The sequence below is a fragment of the Micromonospora sp. TSRI0369 genome, from assembly GCF_001905625.1.
Lineage (GTDB): Bacteria > Actinomycetota > Actinomycetes > Mycobacteriales > Micromonosporaceae > Micromonospora > Micromonospora echinospora_A.
The window spans coordinates 905,945-918,354 of the sequence record NZ_LIVU01000003.1; the positions used below are offsets into that span (position 1 = coordinate 905,945).

Consider the following 12,410-nt stretch of genomic DNA (forward strand, 5'->3'; position numbering starts at 1 on the left):
CGCTCAGCCGCCGCGCGCCCACAGCGCCAGGCGCACCCGGTTGGGGCTGCCGGTCTTGGTCATCAGGCTGGTGATGTGCGTCTTCACAGTGGTCACGCCGATGTGCAGCCGGTCGGCGATCTCGGTGTTCGACAGTCCGTCGGCGACCAGGTCCAGCACGTCCCGCTCGCGCGCGGTCAGCTCGGCCGCGCGCCGGGGCGCGCCGGCGCGGGCGTGCACCGCGCGCTCGACCAGCCGGCGCAGGACCTCCGGGCTGAACGGGCTGTCCCCGGCGGCGGCGCGGCGGATGCCGTCCAGCAGGTCGGCCGGGGGCGCGTCCTTGAGCAGGAACCCGCAGGCGCCCGCGGTCAGCGCCGGGTAGAGGTGGTCGTCGTCGCCGAACGTGGTGAGCACCATGACCCGGGTGGCGGGCCGGTCGGCGAGGATCCGGCTGGTCGCGGTGATGCCGTCGACGCCGGGCATCCGCAGGTCCATCACCACCACGTCCGGCCGCAGCCGGGCGGCGAGGGTGATCGCGTCCCGGCCGTTGTCGGCCTCGCCGACCACGTCGAGGTCGGGCTGGGCGTCGCAGAGCATCCGCAGGCCGGCCCGGATGAGGTGCTGGTCGTCGACCAGCAGCAGCCGGATCACGCCGGCTCCGGCGCGCCCGGGCGGGGCCGGGGAGCGGGGTGGGTGGGCGGCAGCACGGTCCGTACCCGCCAGCCGGATCCGGTGGGTCCGGCCTCCAGCCGCCCGCCGAGCACCTCCACCCGCTCCCGCATGCCGACGATGCCGTGGCCGCCGCCGGAGGGCACCCCGGCCGGCGTCGAGCCCCGCCCGTCGTCGGACACCGCCCAGTGCACCGCCCCGTCCTGGACCGACACGGTCAGCCGGGCCCGCGCCGCCGCGCCCGCGTGTTTCGCCACGTTCGTCAACGCCTCCTGGGTCAGTCGCAGCACCGCCTGGCCGCGTACCGCGTCGAGGGCGCCGACCGCCGGGTCGATGTCGGCCTCCACGACGACGCCCGCCTGCCGGGCCCGGTCCACCGCCGCGCCGAGCGCCGTCGGCAGCGCCGCCGGCTCGATCGCGGTGAGGGCGGCGTCGCCGCGTACGCCGTCCGGGTCACGCAGCACCGCCACCAGCCGCCGCAGGTCGGTCAGCGCCGCCGTGCCGGTGGCGTGCACGTCGTCGAAGACGGCGCCGACCCGCGGATCCAGGTCGGGCAGCACGTGCCGGGCCACCCCGACCCGCAGCACCATCGACGCGACGTGGTGCGCGAGCACGTCGTGCAGTTCCCGGGCGATGGCGCCCCGTTCGTCGGCGCGGGCCGCCCGGCTCTCCGACTCGCGCCGGCGCCGTTCCGCCTCGGCCCGCTCCTCGGCCTGCCGCCCCAGTTCCCGGGTGGTCCGCACGACCAGTCCGAGCAGCAGCGGCAGGCCGACGGTGACGGCCAGCCCGAACAGGCCGGTGAACGCCGCGCGGACCGGCAGCCCGATCAGGTCGGTCAGGTCGACGGCGGCGAGCAGGCCGGCACCCAGCCACACCTGGCGTGGCCGGGTGGCCCGCATGGTCAACTCCAGCAGCGCCCAGCTCGCACCGACCTGGTTGATCACCACGTCGTCGACCAGGACGAGCGCGGCGACCAGCAGGGCCGACTGGATCAGCAGGTTGAGCAGCGGCCGGCGGTGGCACAGCAGGGCCAGCAGGAACGCCGGGACCGCCAGCGCCCACTGCGTGCCGGTGGCGGCCGAGTTCCCGTGCGGACCGAAGACCAGGTAGCCGACGCCGCTGAGGTCCAGCAGCAGGATCCGCGCGAACGTGTCCCGCGCGTCGAACAGCCGACCGACCCAGCTCACCGCGTCAGCCTAGGCAACCGGTGCGGCTGGAGCCACCGCGTTCACCGGTCGCGGCCACCCGGCACGCAGTCCGAGGTGGACTGCCAGCCCGAGCGGGCCGAGCAGGATGGTGAGCAGCAGCACCGGGGCGGTGAGCAGGACCGGCAGGTCGCGCTCCCGCGCGTCCTGCCAGATCCACCGGCCGACGAACAGGTCGAAGGCGATCATGTGGGCCCAGGCCGCCGCCGCGCCGTCGGAAGTGCCGAGCAGGTCCCGCAGACCGTCGAGTGTGGGCGCTGTCACCACCGGCAGCACCGCACCGAGCGACGGGAGCACGAGGACGGCGTAGATCAGCAGCACCGGCGCCACGATCAGCGGTGAGCCGACGATCCGGGCGGTCCAGGACCAGCGCGGCGCCAGGATCATCAGCGCCCAGAACGGCGCGGCGAGCGTGAACGTCAGGCCGAACAGGATCTCGGTCATCCGACCAGCACCACCCCGGCGTTGCGGGCCCGGCGGGCGAGCACCAGCGCGGAGGCCGCCGCCGTGGCCACCACCAGCACCCCCGCCGCGGCGAGCGTGAGCGCGTCCGGGGCGAGCAGCGGCTGCCCGCGCAGGGCCTGGGCCGTCAGCAGCAGCGTGAGTCCCGCGTACGCGGCCCCGCCGACGAGCACCAGCCGGGCCCGGGTCAGCTCGTCCAGCCGGGTGCCGAGGAACCGGTCGAGCAGGATCGCCAGCAGCGGCAGCGCCTGCAGCGCGTGCATTCCGACGAAGTGCCCCACGCGCAGGTCGCCGCCGGTGGTGCTCCAGCCGAGCAGCGGCAGCCCGGGACCGCCGTCGGGCACGCCGACGCTGTGCGCGCCGCCGACCCCGGCGGGCGCGCCGGCCGGCTGCTGAGCCACCATCGGGAACGCGACGAGCATGCCGAGCAGCGACACGGCGAGGCCGAGCCGCACCGCGTACCCGCCGGCCCGGTCGGCGAGGGACCGGCGGGACAGCACGACCGCCAGCACGAGCTGGGCGGCGAACAGCACGATGATCGCCGCCCCCATGACGCTGAACAGCATTCCGTCCAGGGTCGTGGTGCCGTTGAAGTGACTGGTCGTGCCGCGCAGTACCTGACCCACGATGATCGCCATCTCCGCCACCGCCATGGCCACGATCAGTGTGGCCGCCCGCTCGGCGGCCCGGCTGCGGCGCGGCAGCAGGGAGAGCATCCAGGCGAGCGTGACGCCGTAGAGCACGAACGAGATCGCGAACTTCATCGGCTTGAGCCAGATCGGCGCGCCGGTCAGCACGCGCGGGTCGGCCACGACGCCGACCGCTGCGACGACGGTGAGCACCGCCATCGCGGACACGAGGAGCATCAGGGGGCGGTGCCATCCGGCCGCCCGGTTCCGCACTGTAGTCATGCCTGTAGATGCTGGTGGCGGACCGGGACCCGCGCGCCCGTCCGCGGGCCGCGTTCCCGGCCCCGGGTCGGAGCGCGTCTCCTACCGGGGGAGGAGGCGGACCGGTCAGTCCGGCAGCCGGGGCATCTCGACGCCCGGGTCGCGGCCGAGCAGCACCCCACGGGTCAGCGCCCGTGAGCCGAAGCGGTCCCGTACCGCGTCGACGGCGGCGTCCAGCGCCGGGCCCGGGTCGGCGGTGAACGGCAGGGCGAGCTGGGTGTGCCCGCTGCCGAGGTTGCCCACGGAGACGCCGAGCAGCGTGACGCCGCGCAGCGCGATCTGCGGCAGCGCGGCGCGCAGCAGGTCGCGGGCGGCGCAGCGCAACGGCGCGGTCTGCGCGGTCGGCTCGTCGAGCGTGTGCGACCGGGTGGCCCGGGTGTAGTCGGCGAAGCGCAGCCGCAGCGTCACTGTGCGGCCGGTGCGCCGGGCCGCGCGCATCCGCCCGGTGACCCGGTCGACCAGCCCGGCCAGCACCGCGTCCAGCTCGGCGGGGGAGTGCGGCCCGCGCCCCAGCGCGTGCTGCGCGCCCATCGAGGAGCGGCGGCGGCCCACCTGCACCGCCCGGGGGTCGCGGTTGTGGGCCAGGGCGTGCAGGTGCCGGCCCGTGCCCGCGCCGAGCAGCGACACCAGCGCGGGCTCGTCCAGCCGGGCCACCTGCCCGACGGTACGGATGCCGCGCTCGCGCAGCCGGGCGGCGGTGACTGGGCCGACGCCCCACAGCCGCTCCACGGGCAGCGGGTGCAGGAACGCCAGTTCCCGGCCCGGCTCGACCACCAGCAGCCCGTCCGGCTTGGCCACGCCGCTGGCCACCTTCGCGAGGAACTTCGTCCGGGCCACGCCGACGGTGATCGGCAGGCCGACCTCGCGGCGGACTTGCTCGCGCAGCCCGGCCGCGATGCCGGCCGGTGCCCCGGCGAGCCGCCGCAGCCCGCCCACATCGAGGAACGCCTCGTCGATGCTGAGCCCCTCGACCAGCGGGGTGGTGTGCCGGAAGATCTCGAACACCGCCCGGCTGGCGGCGGTGTACGCGGCCATCCGGGGCGGCACCACCACCGCGTCCGGGCAGAGCCGCCGCGCCTGCCGGCCGCCCATGGCACTGCGCACGCCGAACGCCTTCGCCTCGTAGCTGCACGCGAGCACCACGCCGCCGCCGACGATCACCGGCCGGCCGCGCAGCCGGGGGTCGTCGCGCTGCTCGACCGAGGCGTAGAACGCGTCCAGGTCGGCGTGCAGGATGGTGGCCTCGCTCGACACTCCGCCATCCTCGCACACATGTTCGAAAGAGCGGCGTTCACCTGCCCGGACACACGCGGCCGGCCGGCGGATGGCTCCCGCTGGCCGGCCGCGTGGGCCTCACCGCCCGTAGACCTCGAACTCGTAGAGCGAGAAGCCGTACGAGGTGGCCCGGGTGACGCCGTACATCCGCACGTAGCGGGCGCTGACCGGGGCGAACGTCACGTTGTCGACGCCGCCGTTGCCGGTGGTGGTGCTGAACACCGGCTGCCAGGAGTTGCCGTCACCGGAGACCTCGATCCGGTAACCGGTGGCGTACGCGGCCTCCCACCGCAGCACCGCCCGGCTGATCGTGCGGGCCGAGCCGAGGTCCACCCGCAGCCACTGGTTGTCGTTGTAGCTGCTGGCCCACCGGGTGCCGAGGCTGCCGTCGACCGCCTTCGCAGGGGTGTTGCTGGTCAGGAACTGCGTGCTGGACGCGGTGGCGGTACGGCCCTGCGCCAGGTTGGTCACCGTGTCGCCCCGGCGCGCCGGGAACGACACGACCTGCTGGTAGGTAGGCCGGTTCTGCCAGCCGATCAGCGGGTGGGTGATGCCGCCGAGCCCGGACTGGGCGATCGCGTCGGCGCACCACTGGTCCCCGGCCCCGCAGGAGGAGTCACCCGGGTAGACGGTGGCCGCCGGGGCCGCGGTGGCCTGGCCGAGCGTGTCCAGCAGCGCCTGCCGGCACGCGCCCAGGTTGCCGTTGCCGCAGTACGTGCGCCCGAGCCCGCCGGCCACCGGGTCGCCGAGCACCGCGCGCAGGTCCTTGTCGACGTAACCCCACCAGCCGTACTGGAACGCCGAGCCCTTGTGCGCCTGGCCCTGCGACGTCCAGCTCACGGTGCCGTCGCGGGCCGCGTTCTGCCCGCCCGAGGGCGACTCGTTGACCTGCAGCGCGTCGACCAGCGCGCCGTACAGGTCGGGGCCGAGGCCGGGCCGGAACTGCGCCGCCGCCAGCAGTGGCCACCAGGCGTCGAAGATCCGGATGGCGTCCGCGTGCTGGTAGACCTTCGAGCCCGGTGACGTCTCCACCCGGCGGGACCCGGCCTGCTGCCAGGCCCGCAGCTTGGTCACCGCGGCGGCCAGCGCCGGATCGGTGACCGGCGTGCTGTCCAGCACCCGCAGCAGCTCACCGAGGACCTGCTGGCCACGCAGGTCGGTCACCCCCGCCTCGGCGGTGATCCGGACGACGTCGGCGCGGCTGAGCTTGCGCTGGGCGATGGCCGCCTTCACCGGACCGTCGAGGAGTTGACCGCGGTGCACCGCGCCGTAGCTGAAGTTGCCGTCGGCCGCGCCGAAGTCCCGCGCCTGCTTGTTGTTCCAGCTGACGTAGTAGTCCTGGTTGACCGACTGCGGGTGGGCCGACGCCGGGGCGTAGGTGGCGTCGTTGGTGTCCGGGTTCCAGCCGACCCACTCGTACGCCGGCTCGGCCTTCATCGGCAGGTTCGGGTCGGAGGTGGAGGAGCGCACCGGGTTCGCGCCGGAGTTGTAGTACGCCGCCTCGGTCGAGTTGACGTAGAACCAGTTGAACGCGTACCCGACGTTCGCCGCGGACGCCTGGAACGCCGCCGCGCTGCCCATCGCCGCCGGGTCGTTGTACGCCTGGAAGCCGATCGCCGAGTCGGCCTCGTGGCGGTAGGTGGAGCGAAGCTTGGTGAACGCGGTCGGCTGCCCGTTCACCATGCCCCGGTAGGCGACCAGCCCGTACTTGGTGCGCAGCGCGCGCAGCGTGTACGCGCCGGCCGGGGTGGAGTCGGCGAGCGTCGGCGACCACGAGTTGCGCTTCTCCAGCACCTCCATGGCCAGGCACTGCCCGCGGTAGAGGTAGCGGTTGGAGCGCAGCGTCGGCGCGGTGCCGTCGGTGGTGCACAGCGGCACCGCGTACGTGTCGGTCAGATCCTGGGAGGCGGAGGTCGCGCTCCACGCGTAGTCCTGGCCGCGGCCGAGCAGCACGTAGAGGTTCAGTCCGGCGAACGCGGCGCCGCGCGCGCTGATCCCCGGCCCCTGCAGCTCCTGGAGCATGAGCAGTTGCGGGGCGAAGTAGCCGGTCTGCGGTCCGAACACGGCCACGGGATTGCCGGTGGTGGTGTGCCGCCCGGAGACCACGACGGCGTTGGACATGCCGTGCGTGCGCAGGGTGGACAGGCCGCCGAGCAGGTCCTTGGTGGCGGCGCTGCTGCCGGTGCGGGCGGCGGCCCCGCCGGTGGCGTCGTACGCGAGCGGCTCGGCGACCACGGTGCCGGCGTCGGGCAGCACCGCGCTGGTGGCGCCGGGCGGCGTCGCGCCGTACGGGAAGCTCTGCCCGTCGTGCAGCGTCAGCACGGTCTCCGGGTCGTTCTGGGAGCGGAACGCCGCCCAGACCCGGTCGCCCTCGGTGGCCCCGTACTTGGCGCGGGCGGCCACCCGGACCAGCGCGGACCGGACCTCGCTGCCGCCGCCTCCGCCGAACAGCCCGCCGATGACGCCGGCGGTGGCGATCAGGTCGGTCATGGTGAAGTGCTTGGGCTTGCCGGCGCCGGTGAGCACGTACTCGCCGGGGTAGTTGTCGTCGGCGATCGACTTGTCGATGTAGGCGTTGATGCCGGCGATGTAGTCGGCCACGTCGGTGTAGAGCTGCTGGCCCCGGGTGCCCTTGAGGCGCAGCGCGTCCACCTGGGCCTGGAGGTCCGCCTCGGTGTAGGGCGAGTTGGCCCAGACGCTCTGCTCCAGCTCGCGGTTGCCGGGAGCGCCGCCGGCGAACGAGCTGACGTTGCCGCGGCCGACGTGCCGCAGCAGGTCCATCACCCAGAGCCGGTCCTGGGCTCCGGCGTAGCCGGCGCCGAACATGGTGCCGGCGCGGGTGGTGCCGGTGATGTGCGGGACGCCGGTGGCCTTGTCCCGCACGATGGTGACGTCCGAGCGCGGCGAGATGGTGCTCTCGACCTGCCCGTCGGGGACGCCGAAGGAGGCGTCGTTGTAGAAGTGGGCGATCTGCTCGTCGGTCAGCCCGGCGTAGTTGTAGACCAGGTTCGCGTACTCGTCGAGCTGGTCGCTGGAGTGCGCGGGCCGGGTGCCGAGCGCCTGGTGGGCGAGGATCGCCACGAGCGTGGCGTTGCCGTTCTGCCCGGGCGGCAGGATGTCGGCGCACTGGCCGAGGCAGTAGTCGTCGGGGGTGAACGTGGTGGCGGCGAGCGCCGGTGACGGCGCGATGACCGTCAGGACGCTCGCGGTGAGGGCGGCGGCGGTGAGCGCCGCGAGGCGGGCACGGATGGCGGGTAATGGCATGGCGATCCTCCGGGGGACGCGGAGTAGGGCCGTTCGGCACGCCCGGCTGACGGCGTCTCGGCCTCCGCGCCCGGGCGTCCTGCCCGGAGGTGAGAATGACTCATATCTATCTGCGGGCAATGATCGGCGTACCACTGCCGTCCGGGATAGCCGTCGTTCACCAGCCGCCAATGCCGACGTTTCGCCGCGTTCCGTCCCGCAACGACGCGGTGGGGGTGGCGCCGTTGCCACCCCCACCGCTCTCCCCGCCGGTGCGCCGTCAGTGCTTGTGGAACGACTGGCGCACCACACCCCCCACCAGCGCGCACCAGGTGGTGGTGCTGATCTTGCCGTTGGGCGGTAGTCCGTGCAGGCGCTGGAGGTCCTTCACCGCCGTGCGGGTGGCGTGGTCGTACTCGCCGGTCTCGGTCACCTCGGCGTAGCCCTTGGAGGCGAGCATGAACTGCGCCGCGGCCACCGGGACCCCGGTGGACTTCTGGTCCAGTTCTGGCGCCAGCGTCTCCCAGGTCGGCGCGGTCAGCGTGGCGTCGACGTCGACCGGAACGCCGTTGCGCGCCTGCCAGTCCTGCACCGCCGCGACGGTGGCCGCGTCGAACACGCCGGTGACCGGCACGGTGTAGCCGCGGAACGTGAGCAGGCGCTGGGCGACCTGGACCACCGGGCCGCCGACGAAACGCCAGATGTCCGGCCAGCGCCGCGCCGGCACGTCGCCGAGCTTGGTGCCGAGCTGCTTGAACACCGCCCGGCGCAGCGCCGGGAACTCCCGGTAGAACATCGCGCCCGGGCAGAGCGTGGCCCGGAAGTCCCAGTGGCCGAAGATGTCGTGGGCGTGCAGCCCGTACTGCCGGCAGATCGTGGTGCAGAGCCGGACCAGCCCGTCGAGCAGCTCCTCCGGCGGCGTCTCGGTGACGTAGGTGCCCTCGTTCTCGATGCCGATGGCCCGCCCGTTCTCGCCCGGGCAGTGCGCGGCGATCATCTGCCGGTCGCCGGCGCGCAGCCGGTCCAGGCTGCCGTGGCGTCCCTCCAGGACGTGGCCGCCGCGGCTCACCGTGAAGTGCTGCCCGGTGTCGGACCAGCCGTTGCCGTCCATGTGCAGGTCCTGGCAGCCGCGGGCGAGCTGCTTGGCGTGCTCCTCGGAGTAGTCAGCGACGTTCGGGAACGCCATGTGGTGCACGATGATCTTGTTGGTGGGGATCGCGCTGACCGACAGCGGGTCGGCCGGCGGGCGGGCGGCCCACTCGTCGCAGCTGATGATCCAGTCGAGGTCCGCGCCCGGCGCGGCGTACGCGGCGGCGGGCCGGACGAGCTCGCTCCCGACGACCGCGACCGCGGCGGCGCCGAGGCCGGCCCGCAGCAGCGTACGGCGGTCCAACTCGGGGTGGTCGAAGTGCATTCCGCCTCCTCGATGGCCCGGCGGGGCCGGGTTATGTAAAGGAACTCCATCAGATGCGCGCGAGGTGGAGAATATTGCCAGAGCGGCGCGGCGCGCCAGAGGACAAAAGCGACGTTCGCCGTCCGCTCCTACCGCCGGAGTAGGCGATGTCACGTCCGCTGACCGGGACGGACCATGTCGCGTCGTGATCGGCCGTGGCAGCCTGGACCCGTGCAGTCGCCCAGCCCGGCCGGGATTCTCGTGCTCGTCGCGGTGCTCGCGGCCGCCACCGCGTTCGGCTGGTGGCGCCGCCGCCACGACGGCCGCCTGCGCGCCGTCCGGAAGCGCCCATCGGACGCCGCCGCGCCGCACCTCGCCACCCTCACCGCCCTCGGGGTACGCCCCGGCGAGCGCACGCTTGTGCAGTTCTCCGCCCCGGTCTGCGCGCCCTGCCGGGCCGCCCGCCGGGTCCTCGCCGACGTCGCCGCCCGCCTCGACGGGGTCACGGTGCTGGAGGTGGGCGTCGACGAGCACCTCGACGCGGCCCGGGAACTGGACGTGTGGCGTACCCCGACAGTGCTCGTGGTGGACGGCGCCGGCCGGATCGTGCGCCGGGCCGCCGGGGTGCCCGACCGGGACGAGCTGATCGCCGCGCTCACCGCCGGGGCGGCCCGATGACCGGCGTACGGCTGACCCGCCGCCGGGTGGTGGACCACGGGCGGCTCGCCACGAGCCTCTGTGCGCCGGTCCGTCCCGCCTGACCGACCGCCCCCGCACGAACGGACCACCCCATGCTGCTCGATCCTCGGGGACCGCGCTTCGCCGCCGTCCTCACCACAGTCGTCCTCGCGATCGTCCTCGGCACCGGCTCCGGGCTGCTCCTGCTCGCCCAGGCCGTCGTGTTCGCGCTCACCGCGCTCAACCCGCGCCTCGGCCCGTACGGCCTGCTGTTCCGCGCCCTGGTGGCGCCCCGGCTGGACCCGCCCGCGGAGCTGGAGCCGGTCGGGCCGGTGCGCTTCGCCCAGCTCGTCGGGCTGGGCTTCAGCGTCGTCGGCGCGGCCGGCTGGCTCGCCGGGCTGCCCGCGCTCGGCCTGGCCGCCACCGGCGCGGCGCTCGCCGCCGCCTTTCTCAACGCCGCGTTCGGGCTCTGCCTGGGCTGCGAGGCGTACCTGGCGATCCGGCGCCTGACCGGACGCCCGCTCGCCGCCCGGGTGGCGGCGCCCCCACGCTGACCGTCCGCCGTACGCTGGCCCCGGCGGGATGGGGGAGAGGCATGGCAGGTCGCGCACGGCTGGACCGGCGCAGCGTGCTCGTCGCGGCGGGCGGCCTCGCGGTGGCCGGGATCGGCGTGCCGGTCGGGCTGGCCGCCACGAACGACCGGCCGCCGCCGGCCGCGCCGCGCGGACGCCGGCCGGTCAGCATGGCGATGCACCTGCACGCCTCGTTCAGCGAGGGCGTGGCCAGCTACGCCGCCCACCTCGACCAGGCCCGCCGCAACGCCGTCGACGTGCTCTGGTGGACCGACCACGACTTCCGGGTCGCCGCCCACGACCACCGCCGGGTCGTCCACTTCGACGGCCCCGAGGAACGCGAGGGCGGCCTGGCCTGGACCTGGCAGCCGGCCACCGAGGGTCGGCTCACCGCCTCGGCCGCCGACTTCGTCGACGTCCCCGACGCCCTCGACGGCCCCGGCCGCGCGCTGCGCCTGGTCGCCGCCGGGACCGGCACCCACTGGTACGCGGGCAAGGCGTGGAACTGGACGCACACCTCCAACATCTCCGACACCACGCTGCACCTCGACGTACGCCCCGAAGCGGCCGGCCCGGACGCCACGCTCACCGTGGAGATCGCGCTGTCGCACCACCCGGCCGGACCCGGCCGCCCCGCCGGGCAGCTCGTGCTGCGCTACCGCCTCGGCGGCGTCGACGCGGTCCGGCACTCGGTCGACGGCCGTTTCGGCACCGTCGAGCGGCCCGCCCCGGCCGGCGCCTGGCGGCGGCACACCTTCGAGCTGCTCGCCGACGTGCGGCGGCTCTGGCCCGACCTGGTCGCGGGCGACAACTCGCTGCGCGGGCTGCGACTCGGCGTCACGGTGTCCGGCGGCGCGCGCGGCGCGTACCTGGTGGACCGGCTCGTCTTCGACCGTGCCCGCCGCGGCGGACAGGCGGGCGAGGAGATGCGCGCCGAGGTGCTGCGCGGCTACGACGGGGCGTACCCGGGCGTGACCCACCACCGCGCGTACGAGGTGTCCATGGTGCGGCACCTCAACTGGTTCGGCGGCGACGGCACGCTGCCGGGCTTCCCGTCCCCGCCGTACCGGGACAACGACGTGGAGGCCACCGAGAAGATGGTGGAGTTCCTGCACTCGCACGGCGGGGTGGTCTGCTGGAACCATCCGCTGGACACCGAACGCCGCGAATCACTGGCCCGGCTGCTGGTCAGCCGCAACGCGCTCGGCGTCGACCTGATCGAGATCGGGCGCCGGCCGGTCGAGGACTACCTCTGGGCGTACGACGTCGCCGCCCGCAACGCGATACCGCTGACCGCCGTCGGGGTCACCGACGACCACGACGGCACCGACTGGCGGGCCGGCCGGGACCGGAACATCACCTCCGTCTGGGCGGCCTCGACCGGCCGCGACGACCTGGTCGCGGCGCTGCGCGCCGGGCAGGCGTGGTTCGCCGACCTGGCCGGCTACCGGGGCGCGCTGGACCTGGAACTCGGTGGCCGCAGCGGCATGGGCGCCCTCGCCGTGCTCGCCGAGGACACCGTCACGGTGCGGCTGCGCGCCACCGACCTGCCCGCCGGGGCCACACTGGAGGTGGTCACCGGCGAGGTCGACCGGGCCGGTGTCGCGGATCCGACTCCGGCGGTCCGCGTCGGGCAGGTCCCGTGGCGGCAGTTGCGGCCGGGCTGGCACGACCTGCCGGTGCGCGTCGGCGCCGGCGCGTACGTACGCACCCAGGTACGCGACCGCGAGGGCGAGATAGTAGGTGCCAGCAACCCGATCTGGCTGCTCCGCACCCCTCCACCGGCAGGCATCCCCCCACCCCGCCGCTTCTGACCCCCGCCCTCCTCCCGGCCCCTCCCTCTGCTCCGTCGATCATGAAGTTGACGGCGACATCGGTCCGGCGGGGTCAAGGGGTGAGTGCAATCGTCAGGTGGTGATGAGTTGTGCGAGGCGTTGGGCTGGTGTGTTCCAGCCCAGCGTTTCGCGGGGTCGGGTGTTGAGTT

The 12,410-nt window shown here is 74.5% G+C and carries 10 protein-coding genes; 3 read left to right on the forward strand and 7 right to left on the reverse strand.

Annotation, left to right across the window (positions count from 1 at the left end; genetic code table 11):
- Positions 1–3: 3 nt before the first annotated feature.
- The 7 genes from AMK25_RS12930 to AMK25_RS12960 form a co-directional block, all read right to left on the reverse strand.
- A complete protein-coding gene (locus AMK25_RS12930; RefSeq protein ID WP_073828589.1) occupies positions 4–630 on the reverse strand; it encodes a response regulator in 627 nt (208 codons plus the stop codon).
- Entirely contained in the window at positions 627–1,835 is a 1,209-nt protein-coding gene (locus AMK25_RS12935; RefSeq protein WP_073828590.1) for a sensor histidine kinase, read from the reverse strand. The genes AMK25_RS12930 and AMK25_RS12935 overlap by 4 nt, the downstream gene beginning before the upstream one ends.
- Before the next feature lie 9 nt (positions 1,836–1,844).
- Positions 1,845–2,297: an ABA4-like family protein gene (locus tag AMK25_RS12940; RefSeq protein WP_073828591.1), complete on the reverse strand. Its 453-nt coding sequence runs from the start codon at positions 2,295–2,297 to the stop codon at positions 1,845–1,847.
- Positions 2,294–3,226 (reverse strand): hypothetical protein, encoded by a 933-nt coding sequence (locus AMK25_RS12945; RefSeq protein ID WP_073828592.1) that lies wholly within the window; start codon positions 3,224–3,226, stop codon positions 2,294–2,296. The genes AMK25_RS12940 and AMK25_RS12945 overlap by 4 nt, the downstream gene beginning before the upstream one ends.
- Positions 3,227–3,331: 105 nt before the next feature.
- On the reverse strand, positions 3,332–4,519 hold the full coding sequence (gene dinB, locus AMK25_RS12950; protein WP_073828593.1) for a DNA polymerase IV: 1,188 nt from the start codon (positions 4,517–4,519) through the stop codon (positions 3,332–3,334).
- Between the two features lie 99 nt (positions 4,520–4,618).
- Positions 4,619–7,804 (reverse strand): penicillin acylase family protein, encoded by a 3,186-nt coding sequence (locus AMK25_RS12955; protein ID WP_073828594.1) that lies wholly within the window; start codon positions 7,802–7,804, stop codon positions 4,619–4,621.
- A 259-nt stretch (positions 7,805–8,063) separates the two neighbouring features.
- On the reverse strand, positions 8,064–9,197 hold the full coding sequence (locus tag AMK25_RS12960) for a peptidoglycan recognition protein family protein (protein ID WP_073828595.1): 1,134 nt from the start codon (positions 9,195–9,197) through the stop codon (positions 8,064–8,066).
- Between the two features lie 210 nt (positions 9,198–9,407).
- Here AMK25_RS12960 and AMK25_RS12965 point away from each other — a divergent pair, with 210 nt between their 5' ends.
- The 3 genes from AMK25_RS12965 (at position 9,408) to AMK25_RS12975 (ending at position 12,240) form a co-directional block, all read left to right on the forward strand.
- Positions 9,408–9,854 carry a thioredoxin family protein gene (locus AMK25_RS12965; protein WP_241826346.1) on the forward strand — a complete coding sequence of 149 codons (447 nt, stop codon included), beginning with the start codon at positions 9,408–9,410 and terminating at the stop codon, positions 9,852–9,854.
- 113 nt (positions 9,855–9,967) lie between these two features.
- On the forward strand, positions 9,968–10,408 hold the full coding sequence (locus AMK25_RS12970) for a DUF4395 domain-containing protein (protein WP_073828597.1): 441 nt from the start codon (positions 9,968–9,970) through the stop codon (positions 10,406–10,408).
- 41 nt (positions 10,409–10,449) lie between these two features.
- Positions 10,450–12,240 carry a hypothetical protein gene (locus AMK25_RS12975; RefSeq protein WP_073828598.1) on the forward strand — a complete coding sequence of 597 codons (1,791 nt, stop codon included), beginning with the start codon at positions 10,450–10,452 and terminating at the stop codon, positions 12,238–12,240.
- The last annotated feature ends 170 nt before the right edge of the window (positions 12,241–12,410 follow it).